This window comes from Jatrophihabitans sp., from assembly GCF_035474675.1.
GTDB lineage: Bacteria > Actinomycetota > Actinomycetes > Mycobacteriales > Jatrophihabitantaceae > Jatrophihabitans_A.
Genome location: NZ_DATINC010000107.1, coordinates 23,483 through 48,443 on the forward strand (window position 1 = coordinate 23,483; position 24,961 = coordinate 48,443).

The 24,961-nt window shown below is 71.2% G+C and carries 20 protein-coding genes; 14 read left to right on the forward strand and 6 right to left on the reverse strand.

From position 1 onward, the window contains the following. Positions 1-358: 358 nt before the first annotated feature. From VLJ82_RS12880 to VLJ82_RS12895, 4 genes are all read left to right on the forward strand, one after another. The gene (locus VLJ82_RS12880; protein ID WP_408663759.1) at positions 359-1,855 is read left to right on the forward strand and encodes an MFS transporter; all 1,497 of its coding nucleotides are present in this window, start codon (positions 359-361) and stop codon (positions 1,853-1,855) included. Positions 1,856-2,043: 188 nt separating this feature from the next. Next, complete coding sequence (locus VLJ82_RS12885) at positions 2,044-3,651, forward strand: ABC-F family ATP-binding cassette domain-containing protein (RefSeq protein ID WP_408663760.1); 1,608 nt, start codon at positions 2,044-2,046, stop codon at positions 3,649-3,651. Between the two features lie 131 nt (positions 3,652-3,782). Continuing rightward, positions 3,783-5,486 (forward strand): APC family permease, encoded by a 1,704-nt coding sequence (locus tag VLJ82_RS12890; RefSeq protein ID WP_408663761.1) that lies wholly within the window; start codon positions 3,783-3,785, stop codon positions 5,484-5,486. 107 nt (positions 5,487-5,593) lie between these two features. Next, positions 5,594-6,775 carry a hypothetical protein gene (locus VLJ82_RS12895; RefSeq protein WP_408663762.1) on the forward strand — a complete coding sequence of 394 codons (1,182 nt, stop codon included), beginning with the start codon at positions 5,594-5,596 and terminating at the stop codon, positions 6,773-6,775. A 15-nt stretch (positions 6,776-6,790) separates the two neighbouring features. Here the strand turns inward: VLJ82_RS12895 and VLJ82_RS12900 are convergent, their stop codons facing one another. After that, on the reverse strand, positions 6,791-8,185 hold the full coding sequence (locus VLJ82_RS12900; protein WP_408663763.1) for a PspC domain-containing protein: 1,395 nt from the start codon (positions 8,183-8,185) through the stop codon (positions 6,791-6,793). Positions 8,186-8,330: 145 nt separating this feature from the next. Between VLJ82_RS12900 and VLJ82_RS12905 the strand changes: the two genes are divergently transcribed. Next, the gene (locus VLJ82_RS12905; RefSeq protein WP_408663764.1) at positions 8,331-9,539 is read left to right on the forward strand and encodes a PspC domain-containing protein; all 1,209 of its coding nucleotides are present in this window, start codon (positions 8,331-8,333) and stop codon (positions 9,537-9,539) included. Positions 9,540-9,557: 18 nt separating this feature from the next. Further along, a complete protein-coding gene (locus VLJ82_RS12910) occupies positions 9,558-10,247 on the forward strand; it encodes a LuxR C-terminal-related transcriptional regulator (protein WP_408663765.1) in 690 nt (229 codons plus the stop codon). 19 nt (positions 10,248-10,266) lie between these two features. Here the strand turns inward: VLJ82_RS12910 and VLJ82_RS12915 are convergent, their stop codons facing one another. Then, positions 10,267-10,596, reverse strand: a complete 330-nt coding sequence (locus VLJ82_RS12915) for a chorismate mutase (RefSeq protein ID WP_408663766.1) — start codon at positions 10,594-10,596, stop codon at positions 10,267-10,269. A 303-nt stretch (positions 10,597-10,899) separates the two neighbouring features. Between VLJ82_RS12915 and pcrA the strand changes: the two genes are divergently transcribed. Both pcrA and VLJ82_RS12925 read left to right on the forward strand, forming a co-directional pair. Continuing rightward, positions 10,900-13,383 (forward strand): DNA helicase PcrA, encoded by a 2,484-nt coding sequence (pcrA, locus tag VLJ82_RS12920; RefSeq protein WP_408663767.1) that lies wholly within the window; start codon positions 10,900-10,902, stop codon positions 13,381-13,383. 166 nt (positions 13,384-13,549) lie between these two features. Further along, entirely contained in the window at positions 13,550-13,969 is a 420-nt protein-coding gene (locus VLJ82_RS12925; RefSeq protein ID WP_408663768.1) for a hypothetical protein, read from the forward strand. A gap of 56 nt (positions 13,970-14,025) precedes the next feature. On the opposite strand, the gene VLJ82_RS12930 is transcribed toward VLJ82_RS12925, so the two are convergent. From VLJ82_RS12930 to VLJ82_RS12945, 4 genes are all read right to left on the reverse strand, one after another. Beyond that, the gene (locus VLJ82_RS12930; RefSeq protein WP_408663769.1) at positions 14,026-15,489 is read right to left on the reverse strand and encodes a DUF2079 domain-containing protein; all 1,464 of its coding nucleotides are present in this window, start codon (positions 15,487-15,489) and stop codon (positions 14,026-14,028) included. Beyond that, on the reverse strand, positions 15,486-16,754 hold the full coding sequence (locus tag VLJ82_RS12935; protein WP_408663770.1) for a glycosyltransferase 87 family protein: 1,269 nt from the start codon (positions 16,752-16,754) through the stop codon (positions 15,486-15,488). The genes VLJ82_RS12930 and VLJ82_RS12935 overlap by 4 nt, the downstream gene beginning before the upstream one ends. A gap of 80 nt (positions 16,755-16,834) precedes the next feature. Further along, complete coding sequence (locus VLJ82_RS12940) at positions 16,835-18,073, reverse strand: M23 family metallopeptidase (protein ID WP_408663771.1); 1,239 nt, start codon at positions 18,071-18,073, stop codon at positions 16,835-16,837. Between the two features lie 146 nt (positions 18,074-18,219). Further along, positions 18,220-19,104, reverse strand: coding sequence for a lipase family alpha/beta hydrolase (locus tag VLJ82_RS12945; protein WP_408663772.1), 885 nt, complete (start codon positions 19,102-19,104; stop codon positions 18,220-18,222). Positions 19,105-19,295: 191 nt separating this feature from the next. Between VLJ82_RS12945 and VLJ82_RS12950 the strand changes: the two genes are divergently transcribed. The 6 genes from VLJ82_RS12950 to VLJ82_RS12975 form a co-directional block, all read left to right on the forward strand. Then, positions 19,296-19,700 carry a cobalamin B12-binding domain-containing protein gene (locus VLJ82_RS12950; RefSeq protein ID WP_408663773.1) on the forward strand — a complete coding sequence of 135 codons (405 nt, stop codon included), beginning with the start codon at positions 19,296-19,298 and terminating at the stop codon, positions 19,698-19,700. A 132-nt stretch (positions 19,701-19,832) separates the two neighbouring features. After that, positions 19,833-21,017, forward strand: coding sequence for an ADP-forming succinate--CoA ligase subunit beta (gene sucC, locus VLJ82_RS12955; RefSeq protein ID WP_408663774.1), 1,185 nt, complete (start codon positions 19,833-19,835; stop codon positions 21,015-21,017). A 12-nt stretch (positions 21,018-21,029) separates the two neighbouring features. Continuing rightward, positions 21,030-21,914: a succinate--CoA ligase subunit alpha gene (gene sucD / locus VLJ82_RS12960; protein WP_408663775.1), complete on the forward strand. Its 885-nt coding sequence runs from the start codon at positions 21,030-21,032 to the stop codon at positions 21,912-21,914. Positions 21,915-22,114: 200 nt separating this feature from the next. Next, complete coding sequence (locus VLJ82_RS12965) at positions 22,115-22,870, forward strand: hypothetical protein (protein ID WP_408663776.1); 756 nt, start codon at positions 22,115-22,117, stop codon at positions 22,868-22,870. Between the two features lie 90 nt (positions 22,871-22,960). Beyond that, positions 22,961-24,106, forward strand: coding sequence for a hypothetical protein (locus tag VLJ82_RS12970; protein ID WP_408663777.1), 1,146 nt, complete (start codon positions 22,961-22,963; stop codon positions 24,104-24,106). Between the two features lie 98 nt (positions 24,107-24,204). Continuing rightward, positions 24,205-24,961, forward strand: a 757-nt coding sequence (locus VLJ82_RS12975) for a DUF6350 family protein (protein WP_408663778.1), incomplete at its 3' end; no start/stop codon positions are given.

A 24,961-nucleotide genomic window follows, 5' to 3' on the forward strand; every position in this document is an offset into this window, starting at 1 on the left:
GGAATCCGGCAGCACATTTCCGAATATGCAGGCGAGCACAAGGCGCTCTGGTGGTTGACCTTATGCGCAGGGATCGTCTTTGCAACCACCGCGTTGTGGCAACTAAGGCTAGGTCCTCGAATTCCGCATCCTCCGCTGGGTTGGCAAGGAGGTGCTGTGCCAGCTTCTCGTGTCCCCCCGAGGTCCCGGCCGAAGATCCGGCGATGCCCTGTACGCGGCTGCCCTCTGGGCAGAACGTTATGGGCAGGACGTTCGTCGGTGTGGCGCACTGAAGGTAGGAGGCTGGATCTGCTCTCTCGCACCCCGACCGAGCCTCGTACCGTCGAGGACATGAACCGAGCGACGCTGAGGCTGGGTCATGGCCATGCCGGATGAGCCGGCCCCGGCACCCGTTGCCGCGGGCGTGCCGGGCCCGAACCGGATCTCGCCGGTGCGCTTCGTCGTCGGGTTCGGCGTGGTGTCCGCGCTCGCCGACGTCGTCTACGAGGGCGCCCGGTCGGTCATCGGCCCCTACCTCGGTTCACTCGGTGCCACCGCGGCGGTGATCGGCCTGCTCACCGGCGCCGGTGAGGCTGCCGCGCTGGTGTTGCGGCTGTTCACCGGCCGGTGGGCCGACCGCACCGGCCGGCCCTGGCCACAGACGGTCGCCGGCTACCTGATCACCCTCGTCTGCGTGCCGTTGCTGGCGGTCACCGGCAACCTGGCCGCCGCGGGCCTGCTCTACAACGGCGAACGCGTCGGCAAGGCGGTCCGTGCCCCGGCCCGCGACATCATGCTGGCGCACGCCTCGACGGATCTGGGCCGCGGTTATGCCTTCGGCCTGCACGAGGCCCTCGACCAGATCGGCGCGATGGTCGGGCCGCTGCTGATCGCGGCAGTCCTCGCGTCCGGCGGGAACTACCGGTTGTCCTTTGCACTGCTGGCCATTCCCGGCGGCCTGGCGCTGCTCGCGCTGACCCGGCTGCGTGTCGCCGCCCCCGACCCGCTGGCCTGGGAGCCGGCCGTGCAGCTGGCGGAGCAGAAGAAGCTGCGGCTGGAGAAGGGGTTGCCCCGGCGCTTCTGGCAGTACGCGGCATTCTCGGCAGCCACCATGCTGGGCTTCTCCACCTGGGCTGTCCTGGCCTACTCGCTGACCAGCCGGCACCTGATCAGCCCGGCCGTGGTCCCGGTGCTGTATGCGCTGGCCATGGCTGCGGCGTCGGTCGCCGCCGTCGCCTTCGGCAGGATCTACGACCGGCTCGGGCTGCGCGGGCTGCTCGCCCTGCCGTTCCTGGCCGCGGCCGTGCCGTACCTGTCGTTCTCTAACCATGCCGCGCTGTTCGTGGTCGGCGCCGTGGTGTGGGGCGCGGCCATGGGCGTGCACGAGTCGACCATGCGGGCCGCCGTCGCCGACTTCGTGCCGTCGCACCGCCGCGGGGCCGGGTACGGCACCTTCACCGCCGTCTACGGCCTGGCGTGGTTGGCCGGAGCGGCGCTGATCGGCTGGCTGTACGAGCACGGCAGCACGGCCGCCGCGCTGTTCATCCTCGTCACCCAGGCGGTGGCCCTGGCCCTGCTGGTCCCGGTGCTACGCAACGGTGCGGCGCCCGGCCGGTCGACGCTGAACCGCGGCGAGGTGGTGGTGCGATTGCACCAGGCGATGGATGCGGCGGTCGGGCTGCCAGCCGAGACCATCGACCAGATCGAGGTGCTGATCCGGGCGGGGGAGCACCTGGTTGCCTTCGAGAACCTGTGCGTCCAGCTCTACGAGTACCACATCCGGCCGGCTGCCGAGCAGGTCCGGTCGCTCCGTGAGGTCGGCGTTTCCCTCGGCGCGGAAAGCCGGTACTCAGACCTCCTGACCGCTGACGGCTAAACGTTCTCCAGCGGTCCGGGAAAGGAAAGCCGGAAAATGCGTGGCGGCCCGGCATGGGCACGCCGTACGGTGAAGAAGCCAGCCGAGGAAAGGACAAGCCGTTGCGCTACTGAGGGAAAGCGGTCCGCGGTGTTCCCGCGCGACCGCCACGGGTCCCAGTCGACTCACCTCTCCCTCGGAGGGCACCCATGTCTACCCCTACGTCCGCCGTCGTCTGCACCGACCTGTCGTTCGGCTGGCCGGACGGCGAGCCGGTGTTCAACCACCTGTCGATGACCGTGGGCACCGGGCGTACCGGCCTGATCGGCGTCAACGGTTCGGGCAAGTCGACCCTGCTGCACCTGCTCGCCGGCCGGTTGCGGCCGACCGGCGGCTCGGTGACCGTGCACGGAAAACTCGGCTACCTGCCCCAGGACGTGTCGCTGGCCGCGGCGGTCACCGTCGAGCAGGCGCTCGGCATCGCCGAGGTCCGCGCCGCGCTCCGTGCCATCGAGAACGGCGACAGCAGCGAGGCCAACTTCACCGTGGTGGGCGAGCAGTGGGACGTCGACGAGCGGGCCCGGGCCACCCTGGACTCGCTCGGGCTGACCGGAGTGGCGCTGGACCGGCGGATCGGCGAGCTGTCCGGCGGTGAGTCGGTGCTGCTCTGCCTGGCCGCGCAGCTCCTGCAGGCACCGGCGGTGCTGTTGCTGGACGAGCCCACCAACAACCTGGACCTGGCCGGCCGGGAGCGGCTCTACGATGCCGTCCGCAGCTGGCGGGGCAGCCTGTTGGTCGTCACCCACGACCGGGATCTGCTCGAGCTGGTCGACCAGATCGGCGACCTGCGCAAGGGCGAGATCCGCTGGTACGGCGGCAACTTCACCTGCTACGAAGCGGCGGTGGCGCAGGAGCAGGAAGCTGCCGAGCGGGTGGTGCGGGTGGCCGAACAGGACTTGCGGCGCCAGCAGCGCGAGCTCGCCGACGCCCGGGTCAAGCTGGACCGCCGGCTGCGCTACGGGCAGAAGATGCACGACACCAAGCGCGAGCCGAAGATCGTCATGAACGAGCGCAGGCGGCAGGCCCAGGTCGCGGCCGGCAAGCACCGCACCCTGCACCTGGAGCGGCTCGCCGACGCCAAGGAGCGGCTGGCCCGCAGCGAGGAGGCGCTACGCGAGGACCGCACGATCCGGATCGACCTGCCCGCGACCGAGGTGCCGCCCGGCAGGGACGTCCTCACCCTGCGGCAGCTGCGCACCCGGTGCCAGCAGCCGACCGACCTGGAGCTGCGCGGGCCGGAACGGGTCGCGCTGGTCGGGCGCAACGGGGCCGGCAAGACGACGCTGCTCGACACCATCGTCGGCGCCGTGGAGCCCGCCGGCGGCTCGGTGTCGGTGCCGGTCCCGGTGCGCTACCTGCCGCAGCGGCTGGACGTGCTGGACGGCGCGCTCACCGTGGCGCAGAACGTTTGCAGGTTCGCACCGAACGCCACCGACAACCAGATCCGTGCCCGGTTGGCCCGGTTCCTGTTCCGCGGCCGGCGGGCCGACCAACCGGTCAGCACGCTGTCCGGCGGCGAGCGGTTCCGGGCGAGTCTGGCGGCGTTGCTGCTGGCCGAGCCGGCCCCGCAGTTGCTGCTGCTGGACGAGCCCACCAACAACCTGGACATGGCCAGCGTCGGCGAGCTGACGGACGCGCTGGAGTCCTACCGGGGCGCGCTGATCGTCGCCAGCCACGACACGGCGTTCCTGCGCGGGATCGGCATCACCCGCTGGCTGCTGCTGGACGGCACCCTGGCCGACACCGATCCGGTGTGACCGCCGGCAGGATGGGGTGGGATGCGGTCCAGTGACCGTTGGGAGTAACTTGAGAATGTTGTAGGTCTGTGTGACCCGTACCACCGGGGGTGAGCAGCGACCACCGGCGCGAGCATCTGGGGAGTGCCTCAATGACCGCCGTAGACAAAACGCCATCACCGCGCGACACCACCGGTGCCGAGGTCGAACCGAACATGCGCCGCGACATCGGCACCGTCGGCCTGCTGTTCGCCGGGGTCGGGTCCATCATCGGCTCGGGGTGGCTGTTCGGGGCGCTGGAAGCCTCCGAGCTCGCCGGCCCGGCGGCGATCTTCTCCTGGGTGATCGGCGCGGTGATGATCATGATCATCGCGCTGGTCTACGCCGAGCTCGGCACCATGTTCCCGGTGTCCGGCGGGGTCATCCGGTTCCCGCACATCTCCTTCGGCTCGTTCGCCAGCTACACGATGGGCTGGGTGACCTGGATCGCCGCCGCGGCGGTCGCCCCGATCGAGGTCGAGGGTGCCCTGCAGTACGCCACCCGCTACATCGGCTTCACCCGCGAGCACGAGGTGGCCGGTGAGACGGTGCACACCCTGACCGCGCTCGGGTACGTGGTGGCGGTGATCGCGATGGCGGCGTTCGTCGTCATCAACTACTACGGCGTCCGCTGGTTCGCCCGGGTGAACAACGTCGCCGTCTGGTGGAAGCTCGCCATCATCGCCCTGGTGGTCGTGGCGTTCTTCCTGACCGAGTTCCACAGCTCGAACTTCACCAGCCACGGCTTCTCCCACGGTGGCCTGCACGCGGTCTTCACCGCGATCGCCACCGGCGGGATCGTGTTCTCGTTCCTGGGATTCCGCCAGGGCGTCGAACTCGCCGGCGAGACCAGCAACCCCCGGCGCAACATCCCGATCGCGGTGGTCGGTTCGGTGCTGATCACCGGCCTGATCTACGTGCTGCTGCAGATCGCCTTCATCGCCGCCGTCGAGCCGAGCGCGCTGTCTAAGGGCTGGGAGGGAGTCTCGGGGCAGCTGGAGAACAGCGCCGGCCCGCTCGCCTCGATCGCCACCACCATCGGCCTGGGGTGGCTGGCCACCCTGCTCTACATCGACGCGGTGATCTCGCCGGCCGACACCGGCCTGATCTACACCACGGTCACCGGCCGGCTGTCCTACGCCATGGCCAAGAACGGCAACGCCCCGCGGGCGCTGGCCAGGACCACCCCGCGCGGCGTCCCGCTGATCGGCCTGCTGCTCACCTTCATCGTCGGGCTGATCGTCTTCCTGCCGTTCCCGAGCTGGCAGCAGCTGGTCGGCTTCATCACCTCGGCGACGGTGCTGTCCTTCGGCTCCGGCCCGATCGTGCTGGCCGCGATGCGCCGCCAGCTACCCGACCACCACCGGCCGTTCAAGCTCCCGGGGGGCGACGTCATCCCGTTCCTGGCCTTCTACTGCTCGAACATGATCGTGTTCTGGGCTGGCTGGGACACCAACTGGAAGCTGTTCGTGGCGGTCGCCATCGGGTTCGTGGTGCTGGCCATCTTCCACCTGACCGACCGGGAGAACATGCCCGCGCTGGACTGGAAGGCCGGCGCGAGCTGGGCGCTGCCGTGGCTGGGCGGGCTGTGCCTGATCAGCTACCTCGGCGACTACCCGGAGAAGAGCAAGCACGCCGGCAACACCTCGACGATCGGCTTCGGGGTCGGCTTCCTGGTGATCCTCGCGCTGTCGGCGCTGGTCTTCTGGCTGGCGATGCGGGTGCGGCTGACCAGCGACGAAGTCGCCAACAACGTCGAGCTGATGACCACCGGGGCGGCCGAGGAGGACAAGGAACTCGGCTCCAGCATGCGCTGACCTACTCAGCTGCCGGGAATCGTCGGACAGCGCAGATAGCATCGCCCGCGTCAACGCTGAGGTAGCGGTTGCCCTGACGGGCACCTGCCATAGGTGATGGGGTAGCGATGGATGCTGAGCGCCAGCCGGTAGATCCGGATCTGGTCAGCGTCCGGCGCGGCAGTCGCCTGTCGCATCGGATGGCCTGGCTGATCTTCGGTTTCGGCATCTTCACCTATGTATTTCTTGTGCTGGTCGTGCTGATAGTCACCGCGCTGCCCGGGCAGGAATTGCTCAGCCAAGGGGTGACCCTGCCTGTCGATACCACGCTGGGCCTGCTGGGTGTCAGTGCAACTGTGCTGATCGCCCTGGTGGCCACCCTCTGGGCTGCCGGGCAGGTCGCGGAAGCTGACATGGCGCGAGGACGGCGGAGAGCTTTGACTGCCGTGACCACCGCGACCGGGATCGGCAGCGTCGTCATCGGTGTCGCCGGGGCGGCGCACCGCCCGGACGAGGGATTGAACCTTTCCCTTGCCGCGGCACTGTTGTGTCTCGGTTTGGTGCTGGCATATGCGTCCGCCGACGTCGCGTTCGTCATCGAACAGGACCGAGTACTCGACAGGGCGTTACGGCGCCTCGATGCCGAAGACCGGCTGTCCAACCTGCAAACCGCCCAAAGCAACTGGTTGCGGCGCAGCCGGGACGCCGGATGGAAACAAGCCCGGCGCCAGCGGTGGAACCGGCTTGGTCAGACCGTGCTTGCGGCGGGCGTGATCGCGCTGGTACTGGTCGCAGCATTGGCGATGCTCAGCGGCAGGCCTGCGGTAGCGAGCTACCTGGGTAGGTCCTGCCTCGAGGCTGTTGCCAGCCTCGTCATCGGTCAACTGGCCGCCCACGGTGTAGCGGTCACCTTCGCAACCCGACGCTGGGACCTTCTCTATCTCTGTTCGCTGCTCGCAGTGCTCTATCTGCTGGTGGGCCTGGTCGCGCAGGCGAGCTTGGTGGAATCGATGAATGCCGATGCAATCGGCAGCGAAGCGGGTAATGGCGTATACGGAATGGCGTGCTGGCTTCTTCCGCCATTGTCGTGCCTGTTCGGCCTCACGGTGAGCCCGCGGCACTGGCGGCGATTACGGCCCATGACGCAGATCCGCTGGTCGGTGATCGACGCCATCGAGAGGCAGATCGATCGCGTCCGTGCCGGCCTGGCCCGGCCCGAGCCGGATCAGCAGAACCTGCGGGGCTTTTGGCTGGTGCGGGCGGTACGGCGAGCTACCGGCACCGAGGCCATCGAACCGGGCGGCGTGTGACGCCGCCCGGTCCGGTCAGCTGGTGGCTCGCTCCACCTGGACGTGCCCGGCCGACAGCCGGACGTAGACGGTGATCGGTTGCCCGCTCACCCCGGCGGGCGGCCGCAGTTCGGAGTGCACGTTCATGCCGTTGACGTGCTGGCCGGTGTCGTAGTCGCGTCCGTTGCTGATCTCGCCGAGGTGGACATCGGCGATCACCGTGGCGTTCAGGCCGGCCGGCAGCAGCACCCGGACCTCGCCGGCGGCCTGGTCCAGGTGCACGGTGCGGGCCGCCGGCACGCCGGTCAGGGCTGTCAGATCCAAGGTGGTCTGGCCGGCGAACTGGCGGTGGTCGACCAGCTGGTCGGCACTGGCGGGCTTCCAGCCCTGTTGGCCCGAGCCGTCGGTCAGGCTGGTGCGGGTGCCGCCCAGGACGAAGGTGAGCGCCGTCAGCACCCCGATCGGAACGAGCAGCGACAGCGTCATCCGCCGGGTGACCAGGCTGACCACCAGGCCGGTGCAGAGCACCGCCAGGCCGACCCACAGGTAGGCCGGGAACGGCACCCGGTTGAACGCGTCGGCCAGCGCCACCACGGTCCAGGCGATCGCCAGGCACACCGCCACCCCGACCTTGATCGGGCGCCGACGGCGGACCCGTTCCCGGTGGGCCGCGCTGGCCTCGGCGATCCAGGCCTGCATCGAGCGCCGGGTGTCGTTCAGCGGCGGGATCAGCGGCTGGCCGACGCCGGGAATCCCGGCGCCCGGCGGGGACCACTCCAGGGTCGGGCTCTCCGCCGACCCAGGCCCGGCGGTGGTTGCGCCGGTCGTTTCCGTCCCAGCGCCGGACGCAGCCCCGGCCGCCCCGGACGCAGCCCCAGGCGCTCCAGACGCAGTGCCGGTACCGGCCGGCGGTGCGGACCGCCCGACCCGCCTGATCAGCACCAGCAGCAGGATCGCCAGCAGCATCAGCGCCGGGAAGGTCGGCCCGGGCGACCACCAGGAGAACCAGCCCAGCCACAGCACGATCGCCCCGCCGATCAGCACCAGCCACGGCGGCACCCGGCGGACCCGCAGCTGGCCGATCGCCCGGTCCAGCGCGGAGGTGTTGACGTCGGGCTCGGGAATCAGCAGCCAGGCCAGCCCGTACATCAACAGGCCCACCCCGCCGAAGAACGACAGCACCGCGAACAACACCCGGAAGATCACCGGGTCGACCGCGAAGTACTCGCCCAGGCCGCCGGCGACGCCCGACACCATCCGGTCGGTACGGCTGCGCCGCAGCCAGCGCTGCCCATGCGGCTGGCCGGCCCCGGACGGTCCCGGCGGGACGCCGAAGCCGGGCGGCGGCGGGGTCGGCGGAACGGGTGGCACGTCCGCCGAGCCAGGCGGCCGGCCGGGCGGTGGGGTCGTCGGCGGGTCAGTCATCGTCATGCCGTTCAGCCTGGGTCAGGAGCGGCTGCCACGGTATCGGGAACCACCCCCAACCGTCCCTGAGCCGCGCACCCGGGGCGGCAGGAGGAACTCGGGCCTTCACCTGATGCCGGCCGGGCTCGGCAGCGGCCAGAATGGTGACCTGATGACGACGTTCCCGCCTCCCGCCGTCCTGCCGGCCGAGCCGCAGCAGACCAACCGGCTCTACCGTGCCCAGCACGGCCGGGTGCTCGGCGGGGTGGCCGGCGGCCTGGCCGATCACCTGGGCCTGCCGCGCAAGCTCGTCCGGCTGGCCTTCGTCCTGCTGTCCTTCAGCGCCGGGCTCGGGGTGCTGCTCTACGGCGCGTTCTGGATCGTGCTGCAGACCCGGTCCGAGGACGGCAAGGAAGGCTCGGCCCGTTCGGCGGTGCAGTACCTGGTCGCGGCGGTCGCCGCGGCCGGGGTGCTGCTGGTCAACGCCCACACCCTGCCGCTGGGCTGGTGGTTCACCCCGTCGCTGCTGGCCTGCTTTGGCGGCGCGCTGCTGTGGCGGCAGGCCTCCGAGACCGACCGGGAACGCTGGCGCCGGCTGTCGAGCTCGTCGCTGGCCGCCGGTGCCGCCGACCGGATCGGCTGGCTGCGCATCATCGCCGGCGTCACCCTGGTGCTCACCGGCGCGGTGTTCATCCTGGCCCGGGCCGGCATCACCGCGGCGGGTGCGGCGCTGGCCGCGGTGCTGGTGACCGCCGGCGGCCTGGCGCTGATCACCGGGCCCTGGTGGCTGAAGCTGATGCGGGACCTGTCCACCGAGCGCCGGGAACGCATCCGCAACGAGGAGCGGGCCGACATCGCCGCGCACCTGCACGACTCGGTGCTGCAGACGCTGGCGCTGATCCAGCGCAACGCCTCCCAACCCCGCGAGGTCGCCCGGCTGGCCCGCCGCCAGGAACGCGAGTTGCGTACCAAGCTGTACGGGACCGGCGTTCCCACCGGCCGGTTCGCCGCCGCTCTGCAGGCCACCGCCGCCGAGGTCGAGGACACCTACGCCGTCACCGTCGACGTGGTGGTGGTCGGCGATCACACCCTGGACGCCCGGCTGGACGCGCTGGTCGCGGCCAGCCGCGAGGCGCTGGTCAACGCCGCCAAGCACGCGCAGGTGACCACCGTGTCGGTGTACGCCGAGCTCACCGGCGACAGCGCCTCGGTGTTCGTGCGGGACCGGGGAGCCGGCTTCGACCCGGACCGGATATCGGAGAGCCGGCAGGGTATCCGCGGCTCGATCGTGGGCCGGTTGCAGCGCCAGCACGGCACCGCGACCATCCGGTCGGCTCCTGGCCAGGGCACCGAGGTGCAACTACGGGTCGAGCTGGACTGAGGAAACGGACGGGACTTCATGAGTACTCCGAGCGGGAACGGGCACCGGCCCACGGTGGTGCTGGTCGACGACCACGCCATGTTCCGGGCCGGCGTCCGGGCCGAGATCGGCACCGGGCTGGACATCGTCGGCGAGGCCGCCAGCGTGGCCGAGGCGGTCGCCACCATCCGGCACACCCAGCCCGACGTGGTGCTGCTGGATGTCCACCTGCCCGACGGCGGCGGCCCCGCGGTGGTGGCGGCCGTGCTGCCGGAGCTGCCGGCCACCAAGTTCCTGGCGCTGTCGGTCTCCGACGCCGCCGAGGACGTGATCGCGGTGATCCGGGCCGGCGCGCGTGGCTACGTCACCAAGACCATCTCCGGGGCGGACCTTACCGACGCCATCCGGCGGGTGGCCGACGGCGACGTGGTGTTCTCACCAAGGCTGGCCGGCTTCGTGCTGGACGCATTCCGCGACGGCGGCCCGGACGGAGGCATGCCCGGTGGCGGTCAGCTGACCTCGACCGATCCGGAGCTGGACCAGCTCACCCCCCGGGAGCAGGAGGTGATGCGGTTGCTGGCCCGCGGCTACTCCTACCGCGAGATCGGCTCGGAGCTGTTCATCTCGGTCAAGACGGTGGAAACCCACGCCTCCAACGTGCTGCGCAAGCTGCAGCTGTCCTCCCGGCACCAGCTGACCCGGTGGGCGGCCGACCGCCGGATCGTCTGACCCGGGCGGGCCGTCCCGGCTAGCGGGTGCCGCGGCAGACCCGCAGCACCGCCTCGCCCAGCGCGCTGCCCTCGGTGCCGAGCCGGTTGCGGTAGCGGCCGAGGACGGCGCGCTCGCGGCCGAGCTCGACCCGGGCGCCGCCGGCGTTCACCCGGGCGGCCTGGATGCGCTGGGACAACCGGGCGCGCTCGGCGACCAGCCGGACGATGGCGGTGTCGAGGGCATCGATCTGGCCCCGCCAGGTGGCGATGGCCGTGGGGTCGATGGCGGTGTCGGCCGCCGAGGCGGTAAGGGTCTCGGCGGCGGTGGCGGGAGCTGGTGGGATGACTGCGTCGGCACTGTTCGGCACGGGGTGTTTCCTCTCGATGGGGCGGTGCCTATCGAGCCGCCGGTCCCGACAACGAAAAACGCCCCGGGCTCGTGCGGCCCAGGGCGATCGGTGGCGGGTCAGGTCAACCGGTCGGGATGGGTACCGCGCTGCGGTACCCATAAAACTCGTGTCCGGTGATCTGCACATCGCTGATCGTGTCATGTGCCGGCAGCCGCGGGCAACCCGGTTGTTCGAGGATGGTCGTCGGCGCGGCCCCGGACGGTGTTCCCGGCGGTGCTCTGGCAGCGGTTTTGACAGTGGCCCGTCGTAGGCTGAACGGCGATGACTGCCGATGCCCGCTCCACCGCCACCGGTGCGCGCCGCCGCCCCGCGCCGGTGGCCGCCGACGCCGGCCTGTTCGACGCGCCCACCTTCGAGGTGCAGCGCGTCGCGGAGCGGGAGCAGGAGCCGGACCCGGCGGCCGGCAGCGCGCCGCCCCGCCGGCCGGCCCTGTCGGTCGACAAGCTGCTGGCCGGGCTGAACCCGCAGCAGCGCCGCGCGGTCGAGCACGCCGGCTCGCCGCTGCTGATCGTGGCCGGTGCCGGTTCCGGCAAGACCCGGGTGCTGACCCACCGGATCGGCTACCTGCTGGCCGCCCGGGGCGTCAAGCCCGGCGAGATCCTGGCCATCACCTTCACCAACAAGGCGGCCGGCGAGATGAAGAGCCGGGTCGCCGACCTGATCGGCGGCCGCGCCAACGCCATGTGGGTCTCGACGTTCCACTCGATGTGCGTGCGCATCCTGCGCGCCCAGGCCAAGCACATCGGGCTGAAGTCCTCGTTCACCATCTACGACGCCGACGACTCCCGCCGGCTGCTGACCATGGTGCTGCGCGAGCTCAACCTCGACCCCAAGCGCTATCCGGCGCGGTCGCTGGCGGTGCAGATCTCCAACCTCAAGAACGAGCTGATCTCGGCCGCCGAGTTCGCCGACCGGGCCGGCACGGCGCCGGAGAAGGTGCTCGCCGAGGTCTACTCCCGCTACCAGAGCCGGCTCGGCGAGTCCCATGCGATGGACTTCGACGACCTGATCATGCGCACCGTCGCGCTGCTGCAGGGGCTGCCCGAGGTGGCCGAGTACTACCGCCGCCGGTTCCGGCACGTGCTGGTCGACGAGTACCAGGACACCAACCACGCCCAGTACGTCCTGGTGTCCGAGCTGTGCAAGCCGGTGCCGGCCGGGCCGGAGGGCACCGGCGGGCTGCCGGGTGCCGAGCTGTGCGTGGTGGGCGACGCCGACCAGTCGATCTACGCCTTCCGCGGCGCGACCATCCGCAACATCGACGAGTTCGAACGGGACTACCCGAACGCCACCACCATCCTGCTCGAGCAGAACTACCGCTCCACCCAGACCATCCTGGGCGCGGCCAACGCGGTGATCGCCCGCAACCCGGACCGGCGGCCGAAGAACCTGTGGTCCGACGCCGGGCCCGGCGAGCAGATCGAGGGCTTCGTCGCCGAGAACGAGCACGACGAGGCCCGCTGGGTCGCGCAGAAGATCGACGAGCTCGGCGACGCGGGTCTGGCCGCCCCGTCGGAGGTGGCGGTGTTCTACCGCACCAACGCCCAGTCCCGGGTCTTCGAAGACATCTTCATCCGGCTCGGCCTGCCCTACAAGGTGGTCGGCGGCGTGCGGTTCTACGAGCGCAAGGAGATCCGCGACGCGCTGGCCTACCTGCGGGTGATCGCCAACCCGACCGACCTGGTCAGCCTGCGCCGCATCCTCAACACCCCGCGCCGCGGCATCGGCGACCGGGCCGAGCTGTTCGTCGAGACCTTCGCCGGCCAGGAGCAGATCCCGTTCGCCGAGGCGCTGATCCGGGCCGACTCCATTCCGGGGCTGGCGCCGCGCTCGGCCAACGCGATCGCCGAGTTCGTCCGGCTGCTGGGTGAGCTGCGGACGCTGGCGGCCAGCGAGGAGCACGGCACCCCGAGCAACATCCTGGAGGAGACGCTCACCCGGACCGGCTACCTGACCGAGCTGGAGGCCAGCCACGACCCGCAGGACGAGAGCCGGGTGGACAACCTGCGCGAGCTGGTCAGCGTGGCCGCCGAGTTCGAGGAGCAACGCGCCCAGGCCGACGAGCCGGCCGACCTGGACGCCTTCCTGGAGCACGTCTCGCTGGTCGCCGACGCCGACTCGGTGCCGGACGCCAGCGGCGGGGTGGTCACCCTGATGACCCTGCACACCGCCAAGGGCCTGGAGTTCCCGGTGGTGTTCCTGGCCGGCATGGAGGACGGCATCTTCCCGCACCAGCGCACCCTGGCCGAGCCGAACGAGCTCGCCGAGGAGCGGCGGCTGGCCTACGTCGGCATCACCCGGGCCCGGCAGCGGCTGTACCTGAGCCGGGCGGTGGCCCGCACCGCCTGGGGCCAGCCGGCCTACGACCCGCCGTCGAGGTTCCTCGACGAGGTGCCGATTGAGCACGTGCGCTGGAGCGGTGCGGTGGACCGGCAGCCGTTCACCGGCTACCCGGACGATTCTGATCGTGGGGGCGGCGGCCAGTACTCCGACCACGGCTACCGGGCCCGGCCGGCCGCCGCGCGCCGGTTCACCCCCAGCGGGCCGTCGACGTTCGGCGCCGCCAAGCTCACCAAGCCGATTCCCAGCCTGGAGGTGGGGGACCGGGTCAGCCACGACGGCTTCGGGCTGGGCACCGTGGTGGCGCTGCGCGGGGCCGCGGAGAAGGCCCAGGCCGAGGTGGACTTCGGCTCGCTGGGCACCAAGTGGCTGGTGCTGCGCTTCGCCCCGCTGGTCAAGCTCTAGCGCGCCGACCCGCCGTGGCGTCGCCGGCCATAGCGCCCGACCAGGGACGGCACTGCGCGCAGAATGAGCGCGAACCTGACTCCAGTTAGTCCCTATGTAGCCCGGTATTGACCGATTTCGTGCAGCACTATATGGTCCGCGCAACTTCTCCTAAAAGGAGCCCCTCATGCGCAGATTCTGGACAGCGGCCCTCGCCCTGCTTTCCGCACTGGCGTTGCTGGTCGTCGGCAGCCCGGCGGCCAACGCATTCGGCAGCGAGGTGCTCGGGTGCTCCTTCGACGGTGGTACGTGGACGGCCAACACCTGTGACGGCGGAGGCGATGGCGCGTACCACAACATCACCTTCGCTGCGCACAACCTGTCCGGCACCTATACCACGAGCTGGACTGTCACCTTCGGTACCACTGTGCTGAGCACGAACTGCAATGGCGCTACCACGTGCACCATCAGGGTGAAGGGCAGCTCCATAGAGGGTCGGGACAGGACCTATTGGGCCAACCTGAAGCTGACCCAGGCGGGGCAGACCAGAACGATCTCAGCATCGGCCCTGGTCTACGGCGGCCCTGACTGCATAGTTTGTGGATGACCCCGCCGCTCCGCCCGGTCGCGAAGCCTGACAGCTACCTCGGGTCTGCCCGGTAGCTAGGGGCGGCACTGCGCGCTGGGGCCGGTGTAGTCCGGCGAGCGCAGCACCAGCAGGTTGCCCTGCGAGAACACCTGCACGAAGCCGGCCGCCCGAGAGTCGGCCAGCACCTGCTGCGGGGTCGGCAGCAGGTAGCCCACCTCTTTCTGGCCCATGTCCAGCACCACGAAGTCGGTGCGCGGGGTGGGGATGCCCGGCAGCGTCACCCGGTTGGTGGTGGTCAGCTGGGTGGCCAGCCGGTCGTCCACCGACACGCAGACGTCGTGCGGGACGAACCGCACCGCCGCCTGCTGGGCGCGCAGGTGATCGTCCATCCGCCAGGCCGAGCCGAGCAGCATCCGGCGCAACACCGGGGCAGTGATGTTGGCGACGCTGGTCAGGTACACCGGCACGATCACCAGCCAGGCCAGCATCGCCCGGTACAGCCAGATCCGGCGCCAGACGCCCAGCCGGGCGCCGCCGTCCACCATGGCCAGCACCAGCACCAGCCAGGGCAGCGCGTTGTAGTGGAAGTGCGTCGTCCACAGGTGGTCGCGGGAGTTGAAGAACCGCTCGGCCAGCAGCGGCAGCGCGATCAGGCTGTAGCGCGAGCGCAGCGGCAGCAGCGCCAGCGGCACGAAGAAGTAGGCCAGCGTCTCGGCCTTGATCGACGGGGTCACCAGCAGTTGGGCGGTGTGCACCGGGTGCGCCACGATGGTCCACAACGCGTGCGGCAGGTCCGGGCCGAGCGCGTCGAAGGTCCAGTAGGCGAACTGGCCGTTCGGTGCGAACGCCGGGATCACCAGCGCGGTCACCAGCAGATAGCCGGCCAGGCCGCCGCCGATCAGCAGGTAGCCGGTGCGCCGGGGACGCCAGGCCAGCCGCAGCAGGCCCATCATCACCAGCACCGCGCCCATGTCCTCGCGCACCCCGAGCAGCAATCCGGCCGCGATCAGCAGCGTCCGGTCGTCGCGGCGGTCCAGCGCGTCGACGGCCACCGCCAGGATCGGCACCCCCCAGGCCACCTCGTGGAAGTCGAAGTCGACCATGGCCTGGATCGCCCAGCTCACCGCGTAGGCGCCGGCCACCACCAGCGCGCCGGCCCGCGGCATCCGGCGCAGCGCGAAGGCGTACACCACCGGCACCGAGGCCGCGATCAACGCCATCTGCACCAGCAGCAGGACGGATGGCGAGTCCCAGATCCAGTAGAACGGCGCGGCCAGCGCGATGATCGGGTGGAAGTGGTCGGCCAGGATGTTGTAGTGGGTGCCCTTGAGCGGCACCTCCGGCGCCCGGAACCGGGCGTAGTTGCGCACCGCCTGGTCGAAGATGCCCAGGTCGTAGCCGGCGGTCAGGTAGGTGGCCTGCCGGGTCAGCCCGTAGCCGCCGTAGACGACGAACAGCAGCCCGGTCATCAGCGCCACCTGCCAGTGCGCTCCGACCCGGGCGCGCACCGACCGGGTAGCGGTGGCCAGCACCGTCACCTGGCCCGCCCGGTCTGGGTCCAGACCTGGCGCACCGCGTACCAGGTCAGCCAGAGCAGCAGCAGGTTGCGCGCGGCCAGGGCCAGCGTCACCACCGGCATGAACGAGTGCGTCTTGAGCAGCGCGTTGTAGCCGATCGGGAACACCACATGGGTGGCCACTGCCGTGACCAGCAGCACCCGGGCGAAGGTGCGCACCGCCTGGTCGGCCGGCGCCCGGACCGCCAGCGCCGCCGCCGGCCCGCCCAGCCACAGCAGGTACTGCGGGCTGAGCGTCTTGTTGGTGACGGTGACGACCAGGGCGGTGGCCAGAAACAGCCAGCCGAGCGTGCCGGCCGAGACCGTCGCCGCCGAGTGCGCGCGCCACCAGAGCAGCACCAGCAGCAGGCCGCCCAGCACCGTGAGCACGGTGGTGATCCGGGTGGTCAGCTGCACGCCCGGCCCGAACAGTTCGAACGCCTTGTACTGCGAGATATGCATGTCCCAGGTGCCCACCGGGTGCACCATCCGGGCCAGCATCAGCGGGGTGGCAGCCACCGACTCGATCTGCAGCCCGCGGGCGCCCTGCCAGCGCAGCGGCGACAGCGTCCGGCTGATCCCGCCTATTGCCAGCGCGATACCGCCGACCAGCACCCCGGTGCCGACGAAGCCGGCCAGCACCCGGCGGCGGTCGCCGCGGCGGATCAGGAAGGTGGGCAGCATCACCGCCGGCCACAGCTTCAGGGCGGCGCCGAGGGCGGTCAGCGCGCCGGCCAGCGCCGGCCGCCGGATCGCGGCCAGCACCGCGCCGCCGGCCAGCACCGCCGGCACCAGGTCGAACCGGAAGTAGGCCAGCGGCCCCATCGCCGGGACGAACCACAGCCACAGGTTGGTGGCGTCACCGCGCCGGCGGCCGTCACCGCGCCACAGCAGGCCGGTGAACGCGGCGTCCACCGCCAGCATGGACAGCACGAACAGGATGACGAAGGCGACCTGGTTGAAGAAACCCAGCAGGAACTGGGGGCCGATCACCCCGAACACCGGCAGCGGGTACTCCTGCAGAGTGGTGCGCAGCGAGCCGCCCTCGACGAGCTGGTGCAGGCTGCGGGCGTAGTACTTCACGTCCCCGGTGACGTCGCTCTCGTGCCCGAACACCAGGATGGCCAGCGTCAGCGCCCGCGACAGCAGCCAGCGCAGCACGATCGCGTGCCGGCCCTGCGCCACGATCGCCTCGGGCAGTTCCAGCTGGGGGAGCGGACGGCGCCGGACCACGCTGGAGATGGTCATCGTGGCGGCCGCCGTCCTCGAGTCGCGCTGCGGCACCGTACCGGCAGCTCTTGGCAGTATCGCCGATCGAGCTGAGGGGCTCAGGCGTCCGGGTCGTAGGCGCCGACATCGACGCCGCGGGCCGCCAGCCACGGCACCGGGTCGAGGTACGGGCCGAACGGGCTGCCGTGCGCGACCCCGAAGTGCAGGTGCGGCCCGGTGGACTGGCCGTTCGCCCCGATGTCGGCGATGTGCTGGCCGGCCCGCACGTGCTCGCCGACGCTGACGTAGTAGGTGTACATGTGGCCGTAGATGCTGTAGTCGCCGTTGGCGTGCTGGATCACCACCCACAGCCCGAACCCGGCCGCCGGGCCCGCCTCGACCACCACGCCGTCGCCGACCGCCACGATCGGCGAGCCCATCGGGCCGGCCAGGTCGATGCCCTCGTGCATCTCGCCCCAGCGCATGCAGAAGCAGGACGACTCGGCGCCCGCGCTCGGCCGTACCCAGCGTTCGACCCGCGGGGCGGGCTTGGCCGCCTTGGCTGCTGCCTTGGCGGTCGGCTTCGGCGCCGGGGTGTGGCCGGGTGTGGTGGTGTCGGTGGCCCCGGCCCCGAGCAGCGTGCGGCTGGTACGCGACACCCGGCTGTCCGACAGCCGGCTGTCCGACACCGGGTTGCCGGCCGGCTGGGTCGCGGCACCGGCCGGAGCGGCATTGCCGACCCCGGCGGCCAGCGCGCTGAGGTCGAGCTTGACGCCGGTCGCCGTCGTCAGCGGACCTGCCTGGCCGGGGGTCAACAGGTGCGGCGCGTTGGCCCCGCTCCAGACCGCGAGCACGGCCACCGCGGCCGGCACCGCCGGGGACCGGCGCCACAGCGGAGCTCGCGGTGGCGCGACGACGGGCTCGGCCCGTTGCGCCCTGGCCCGGTGCGAGCCGGCCGCGCGGGTCGCCGCCGCAGACCGGTGCCGGGAACCGGCCTGCTCAGCCGCGCGACGCCGGCCGGCCGGCTCGAGGGAGTGGCGGTGCCGGGCCGGCTGGTCGAGCGCGGCACGGTGCCGGGCCGCCGGCTGGTCGAGCGGAGAGTGATGCCGGGCCGGCTGGTCGAGCGGAGAGTGGTGCCGGGACGGCTGGTCGAGTGCGGAACGATGCCGGGGCCCCGGCTGGTCGAACGGCGAACGGTGCCGGGCCGGCCGGTGCAGTGCGGAACTGTCCAGCGGCCCGGGGATGCCGACCCGGGGCTCGGCCGGCGGGTACTCGGCGGCGGCATGCCGGGGGCGGGGGAGAACCGGTTCGGGAGGAGGCGGAAGAGCGGTCGAGCTGGGGGCGCTGTGACGTCCCACTCAGCTGCCTCCCCATCGTGTCGACCCATGCCGTGCGGAGAATTCGCGCACAGTGCAGTCCCGGCACGTTCGAAGTGGCTGGCAGCCCGTCTTGAGGTTAAGGGGACGCAAGCCGGAACCGTAACGTATCGATTTTGGAAGGGCAACTATCCAACCGGCGCAGGCGCGCCCTCGCCGGTTTCTGCTGTCTGCAACGGGGTTTCCGAGTTCGCGTCGCCGGTCAGCGCGGTCGCGATGGCGTGCGCCACCGAGCCGTTGACCAGCAGTGACAGGTGTCCGACGCCGTGCACCTGCAGACACCTGACGGACAGGTCCGGGTGCTCGAGCCGGGCGCTGCGCTGCGGCACCACCACCGCGTCCCGGTCGGAGTAGATGGCCACGAACCGGGTGCGGCACCGGGCCGGCGCCGCCAGCTCGCGCATCAACTCCGAGTTCGGCCGCAGCTGCCGGCCGACCAGCAGCGGCGCCATCCGGGCCAGCTGGCTGCCGGCGTGCGGCGAGCCGAGGGTGACCAGGGTGCTCACCCGGGCATCGCCGCCCAGGCACTGCACGTAGTAGCGGGCGATGATGCCGCCCAGGGAGTGCCCCACCAGGAACACCTGCTCGTAACCGGACTGCCGGCAGACCCGCTCCACCTGCCGTCCGAGGTCGGCCGCCGCCTTGCGGACGTCGGAGGTCAGCGGCGAGTAGTTGACGGTCACGATCCGGCCGAAGCCGCGCCGGCGCAGGGTGCGCCGCAGCACGGTGAAGGCGGAGCGGTTGTCACCGATGCCGTGGATCAGCAGCACCGGCTGCCCGGCGGCGGTCAGGTCGGCCAGCAGCAGGCCACGGGAGAGCGGGGACAGCGTGTCGATGCGGTAGCGGGAGTCCTCCGCCGCGGCCTGCTCGGCCAGCAGGCCCGCCGGGTAGGCCAGGGCGTGCGCGGTCAGCCAGACCAGTTCCCGGCCGGCTCCCAGCGCCTCGGCGGCCAGGGTCGCCGGGGTGCGCCGCAGCAGCTGCGGACCCCGCGACACCCAACCCCGGACCGACATCGGCACAATCCTTGCAAGACTCGAAAGACACGTCTGCACGTATGGTCGGCGCTGCTTGCCGTTGACCACTCTGACACGCCCGCCGGCGTACCGCTGCTCGGCTCCGGCAGGCGTGGCGGGAGAGTTGTGGTGCTGGCACCGGTGAAGTGGCGAGAATGGCGCAGGGGCCGAACACAGGGCGGGAGCAGAGTATGAGCGAGCGGATCCGGGTGGTCGTGGCCAAGCCCGGCCTGGACGGGCACGACCGGGGTGCCAAGGTGGTGGCCCGGGCGCTGCGCGATGCCGGCATGGAGGTCATCTACACCGGCCTGCACCAGACGCCGGAGCAGATCGTGGAGACGGTGATCCAGGAGGACGCCGACTGCGTGGGGCTGTCGGTGCTCTCCGGGGCCCACATGACGCTGTTCCGCCGGGTGACCGAGCTGCTGGCCGAGCGGGACGCGGCCGACGTGGTGGTCTTCGGCGGCGGCATCATCCCCGACGCCGACCTCCCCGAGCTGCACCAGCTGGGGGTGGCCAAGGTGTTCACCCCCGGCGCGACGATGGAGGAGATCGTCGGCTGGGTGCGCGACAACGTCGGGGCCGGCGTGGGGTAGGCCGGGGCGGGTGGGACCTGGCGCACATCACGTCCGATCGGTTTCCGGCGGTTTCGGCGGACGGACTAGCCTGACTAGCCGGACGTGGGCGCGGCTGACCGGCCGCCCACCGAGGAGGACGGAAGGGGTCTCGTGGATCTGTTCGAGTACCAGGCGAAGCAGCTGTTCGCCGCGCACGGCGTTCCGGTCGGCCTGGGTGAGGTTGCCGACACTCCCGAGCAGGCTCGCGCGATCGCCGAACGGATCGGCGGCGTGGTGGTGGTCAAGGCCCAGGTCAAGACCGGTGGCCGCGGCAAGGCCGGCGGGGTGAAGCTGGCCAAGACGCCGGATGAAGCAGAGTCGGCGGCGCAAGCCATCCTCGGCATGGACATCAAGGGCCACACCGTGCATCGGGTGCTGGTCGATCCCGGCGCCCAGATCGAGAGCGAGTACTACTTCTCGTTCCTGCTCGACCGGTCCAACCGCACCTTCCTGGCGATGGCCTCGGCCGAGGGCGGCATGGAGATCGAGGAGCTGGCCGTCGAGCGGCCCGAGGCGCTGGCCCGGGTCCCGATCGACGCGATGACCGGCGTGGACCACGCCAAGGCCGTCGAGATCCTGACCCAGGCCCGCTTTCCGGCCGAGGTGATCGACTCCACCGCCCAGACCGTGGTCAAGCTGTGGCAGACCTTCGTCGAGCAGGACGCCACCCTGGTCGAGATCAACCCGCTGGCCAAGGTGGCGTCTGGTGACGTGCTGGCGCTGGACGGCAAGGTCACCCTGGACGACAACGCCGACTTCCGGCAGGCCGGCAACGCCGAGCTCGAGGACACCGCCGCGGCCGACCCGCTGGAGGCCAGGGCGAAGGAGAAGCACCTCAACTACGTCAAGCTGGACGGTGAGGTCGGCATCATCGGCAACGGCGCCGGCCTGGTGATGTCCACGCTGGACGTGGTGGCCTACGCCGGCGAGAAGTACTCCCAGCTGGGCGGGCACAGCGTGAAGCCCGCGAACTTCCTCGACATCGGCGGCGGCGCCTCGGCCGAGGTGATGGCCAACGGCCTGGAGATCATCCTTTCCGACACCGCCGTCCGGTCGGTGTTCGTCAACGTCTTCGGTGGCATCACCTCATGCGACGCGGTCGCCAACGGCATCGTGACCGCGCTCGGCATGCTGGGCGAGCAGGCCACCAAGCCGCTGGTGGTCCGGCTGGACGGCAACAACGTCGAGGAGGGCCGCCGGATCCTCACCGAGGCGGCCCACCCGCTGGTCACCCTGGCCGACACCATGGACGACGGTGCCGACAAGGCCGCCGAGCTCGCCCACAGCGCGAAGTAGGGACTGGAAAAGATGGCAATCTTCCTCACCGAGAAGTCCAAGGTCATCGTCCAGGGCATGACCGGCTCGGAGGGCATGAAGCACACCCGCCGAATGCTGGCTTCGGGCACCGACATCGTCGGCGGGGTGAACCCCCGCAAGGCCGGCTCCACCGTGGACGTCGACGGCACCGCCGTGCCGGTGTTCGGCACGGTCGCCGACGCGATGGCCGAGACCGGCGCCGACGTCTCGGTGCTGTTCGTGCCGCCCGCGTTCACCAAGGGCGCCATGGTCGAGGCCATCGACGCCGGCATCGGCCTCGCCGTGGTGATCACCGAGGGCGTGCCGGTGCACGACTCCACCGCGGCCTGGGCCTACAACATCAGCAAGGGCGGCCAGACCCGGATCATCGGGCCGAACTGCCCGGGCCTGATCAGCCCCGGCAAGTCCAACGCCGGCATCATCCCGGCCGACATCACCGGCCCGGGCCCGATCGGCCTGGTGTCGAAGTCCGGCACCCTGACCTACCAGATGATGTTCGAGCTGCGCGACCTCGGCTTCTCCTCGGCGGTCGGCATCGGCGGTGACCCGGTGATCGGCACCACCCACATCGACTGCCTGCAGGCCTTCCAGGACGACCCCGAGACCGAGGCGATCGTGATGATCGGCGAGATCGGCGGCGATGCCGAGGAGCGGGCGGCCGCCTACATCTCCGAGCACATCACCAAGCCGGTGGTGGGCTATGTGGCGGGCTTCACCGCGCCCGAGGGCAAGACCATGGGGCACGCCGGCGCCATCGTGTCGGGCTCGTCCGGCACCGCTCAGGCCAAGCAGGAAGCCCTGGAGGCGGCGGGCGTCCGGGTCGGCAGGACCCCGAGCGAGACCGCCCGGCTGATGCGGGAGCTGCTGCGCTCCTAGCCCGCTGCTGGTAGGCGCTCCTTCGGCTGACCTGGACGTTCTCGTCCGGGTCAGCTGCGTTTGGCGCGCCGGACGGGTGGTTTCGGCTTGGGGGCGTTCTGCGGGAGGCTCGGCGGTTTTGCCAGTGCGCCGATGACGCCGGGTATAGCTTGTGCTCGGTTGTGAACCAGCTATGAGCCCTCATAGATCGGAGAACGACGATGACAGAAGAGCCTCGGCCACCCGGCGCCGGTAACGTGCCGCCGGAGCCCACCTCGCCACCCGGCTACGGGGAGCCGACCGGGCAACCGGGGCACTCCCAGCCGGACTATGGCCAGCAGCCGGACTATGGCCAGCAGCCGGGATACGGACAGCAGCCCGGTTATGGCCAGCAGCCGGGTTACGGGCAGCCCCCGACGGGCGAGGCGGCCTACCCGCCGCCGGGTTACGGACAGGCCCCGATGGGTCAGCCTGGCGTCGGCCAGTCCGGGCCGGGCCTCGGGGGTGTGCAGGGCTTCGACGCCAGGAGCGTCGACCCGCTGGACTGGGGGATCATCGCCGCCGCCGTGGTGGCCTTGATCTTCTCGACGTTCAACTTCTACACCTACAAGGTCGAGATCGCGACCTTCTCGACGCACGCCTCGCTCAGCGCCTGGCACGGGGCGCTGGCGCCGATCGCCATCGTGCTGGTCATCGTCGCCGCGCTGCTGCTGGCCGTGCAGGTCATCGCCAAGATGCAGTTGCCGTTCTCCGTCCGGCTGGTCGTCCTGGGCGCCTTCGCGCTCGCGTCGCTGCTGCTGCTGCTCGCGCTGTTCGTGGTCCCGGGCAACACCGGCGGCTTCGACTCGTTCGGGGTCAAGATCGACAAGGGCCACGGCATCGGATACTGGGTCAGCCTGCTCGCCGTGCTGGCCGGAACGGCCCTTGCGTTCAAGCGGTTCACCGACACCGGCGGGAAGCTGCCCAACCGCGGCTGAGGACGCTGGTGGACCGGTGCTCACACTCCGGCGGCTCGTGGCGATGACCGCTGCGGGCCGCCGGAACGTCTCATCGCCTAGATTCAACCCATGAATTCCCTTGATCAGCTCGCCGCCGGCGCCCTGGTGCGGGCTCGGCCGTGGGACGTGGCAGGGGCCGCGTTGGCCGCCCCCATGGTGCTCTGGGGCTTTCTCGGGTGGTTCGGCACCGCCGGTGACTCTGCCGGCGGCACGTCAGGTTTCTACTCCGGCACCGGCGCCGCCGGCATCGCCCTGGTGCTGGCCGCCAGCGCGCTGACCGTGAACCAGGTGCTGGCCGGACGGGCGCACCAGGCCGAGAGCCCACCCGTGGCCGCGATGCTGGCCGGCGCCGCCGCGGTCATCGTGCTGGGCGGGATGATCGCCAAACCGGACAGCGCCACCGTCCAGGCCGGTTCGGTGGCCGGTCTGCTGACCGCGGCCGCTCAGGCGATCAGCCTGGTGTTCGGCTGGCTGCGCGGCAGCAACAAGACGGTGCGAGCCGAACGGGTCCGGGTGCTGCACGCCCAGCAGGCAGCCGCGGATCAGGCCGCCGCGCAGGCGTATCAGGGCTATGGCCAGCCTCCGTACGGGCAGCCAGGGTATGGCCAGCCGGGCTCTGTCCCATCGGGCTATGGCCAGCCTCCGTACGGGCAGCCCAGCTATGGCCAACCTCCGTACGGGCAGGCTGGCTATGGCCAGCCTCCGTACGGGCAGCCTTCGTACGGGCAGCCTGGCTACGGCCAGCCGGGCTCTGTCCCACCGGGGTATGGCCAACCCCCGTACGGGCAGCCCAGCTATGGCCAACCCAGCTATGGCCAACCCAGCTATGGCCAACCCGGCTACGGCCGGCCCGGGTATGGCCAGCCGAGTTACGGTCCGGGCGGATACAACCAGCGGCCGGCGCCCCCGCCGGGCTACGGCCAGGCCCAGCATGGCCAGCCCGGGTACGGCCAGCCCGGCTGGCAACCGGCTCCCGGCCGCTCGGAGTGGGGACGGCCGGCGGGGTCCGCCGGGCAGCCGTCGTCCGGACCGCCTAGCCCGTCGAGCCACCCCGCGCCGCCGAGCCAGCCTGCGCCACCGAACCAGCCAGCCACGCAGAGCCAGCCAGCCACGCAGAGCCCACCGAACCAGCCCGCCGCATCGAGTCAACCCGATCACCCCGGCCACCCCGGCCAACCCGGCCAGCCGGGGGAGTGGCCGCAGTCACCCCGCTAACGGGGTTGCCACCGACCCCCGCAGTCACCGGCCCGCGATAGGCGGCGCGCCCGGCGCGCCTGGTCCGACATCGGCGCCCGCTTTGCGAGCCTGACAGCGTGAGTTCCACCGATCAGCAGCACCCGGCCGGTTGGCTGACCCGATTTCGCCGCGGTGTCATCGCCGGGGTCGGCCTGCTGGCGACGGCGCTGGGCTGCTGCGCCGTCCCCACCTTTCTGGCCTGGCTGATGCCCGGCGCCGACACCACACCCGCGCTGTCGGCGCTGAAGGCGGCGGCGCTGGTGACGCTGGCCGGCGCGCATGGCGGGGTGGTGCTGGCCGGCGCCACGGTGACGCTCGCGCCGCTGCTGGTGACCGCCCTGCTGGGCTGGCTGGTGGCCGGCCATGCCCGCCGGCAGGAATCCTGGTCGGGTTTCGCCGGCCTGGTGGTCGGTTACGCGGCAGCGTCGACGGTGCTGGCGGTGTGGGCGCGACTGGGCAGCAGCCATGCGCCGACGGGGCGCAGCGCCATCGCGGCGGCGCTGTTCGTGCTGGTCGTCGGCGGGCTCGCGCGATCTGCCGAGGACCTGTGGTCCCGGCTTGCTGACCGGTGGCAGCAGGTCTGCCGGGCGGCGGCCCTGGTGACGGCCGGCTACCTGGCGGCAGGCGCGCTGCTGTCGGCGGGCATGCTGCTCGCGCACTTCTCCGACGCCGCGGCCTTGCAGCGCCAGCTCGCGCCGGGTGCGGCGGGACTGCCGGTGGCTCTGCTGGGCATCGCCGCCACCCCGAACGCGGTGCTGGCCGGCGTCAGCTACCTGACCGGTCCGGGTTTCGACATCGGCGCCCACACGTCGGTGTCGGCCTTCTCGGTCAGCT

What these genes read in the sequence shown, in the direction of transcription:
- VLJ82_RS12925 (WP_408663768.1), top strand. Translation starts at nt 13,550, where the DNA reads ATGCGCAGATTCTGGACAGCGGCCCTCGCCCTGCTTTCCGCACTGGCG.
- VLJ82_RS12970 (WP_408663777.1), top strand. Translation starts at nt 22,961, where the DNA reads ATGAATTCCCTTGATCAGCTCGCCGCCGGCGCCCTGGTGCGGGCTCGG.
- VLJ82_RS12900 (WP_408663763.1), bottom strand. Translation starts at nt 8,185, where the DNA reads ATGACGATGACTGACCCGCCGACGACCCCACCGCCCGGCCGGCCGCCT.
- VLJ82_RS12880 (WP_408663759.1), top strand. Translation starts at nt 359, where the DNA reads ATGGCCATGCCGGATGAGCCGGCCCCGGCACCCGTTGCCGCGGGCGTG.
- sucD (WP_408663775.1), top strand. Translation starts at nt 21,030, where the DNA reads ATGGCAATCTTCCTCACCGAGAAGTCCAAGGTCATCGTCCAGGGCATG.
- VLJ82_RS12950 (WP_408663773.1), top strand. Translation starts at nt 19,296, where the DNA reads ATGAGCGAGCGGATCCGGGTGGTCGTGGCCAAGCCCGGCCTGGACGGG.
- VLJ82_RS12890 (WP_408663761.1), top strand. Translation starts at nt 3,783, where the DNA reads ATGACCGCCGTAGACAAAACGCCATCACCGCGCGACACCACCGGTGCC.
- VLJ82_RS12885 (WP_408663760.1), top strand. Translation starts at nt 2,044, where the DNA reads ATGTCTACCCCTACGTCCGCCGTCGTCTGCACCGACCTGTCGTTCGGC.
- VLJ82_RS12905 (WP_408663764.1), top strand. Translation starts at nt 8,331, where the DNA reads ATGACGACGTTCCCGCCTCCCGCCGTCCTGCCGGCCGAGCCGCAGCAG.
- VLJ82_RS12945 (WP_408663772.1), bottom strand. Translation starts at nt 19,104, where the DNA reads ATGTCGGTCCGGGGTTGGGTGTCGCGGGGTCCGCAGCTGCTGCGGCGC.
- VLJ82_RS12965 (WP_408663776.1), top strand. Translation starts at nt 22,115, where the DNA reads ATGACAGAAGAGCCTCGGCCACCCGGCGCCGGTAACGTGCCGCCGGAG.
- VLJ82_RS12935 (WP_408663770.1), bottom strand. Translation starts at nt 16,754, where the DNA reads ATGACCATCTCCAGCGTGGTCCGGCGCCGTCCGCTCCCCCAGCTGGAA.
- pcrA (WP_408663767.1), top strand. Translation starts at nt 10,900, where the DNA reads ATGACTGCCGATGCCCGCTCCACCGCCACCGGTGCGCGCCGCCGCCCC.
- VLJ82_RS12895 (WP_408663762.1), top strand. Translation starts at nt 5,594, where the DNA reads ATGGATGCTGAGCGCCAGCCGGTAGATCCGGATCTGGTCAGCGTCCGG.
- VLJ82_RS12910 (WP_408663765.1), top strand. Translation starts at nt 9,558, where the DNA reads ATGAGTACTCCGAGCGGGAACGGGCACCGGCCCACGGTGGTGCTGGTC.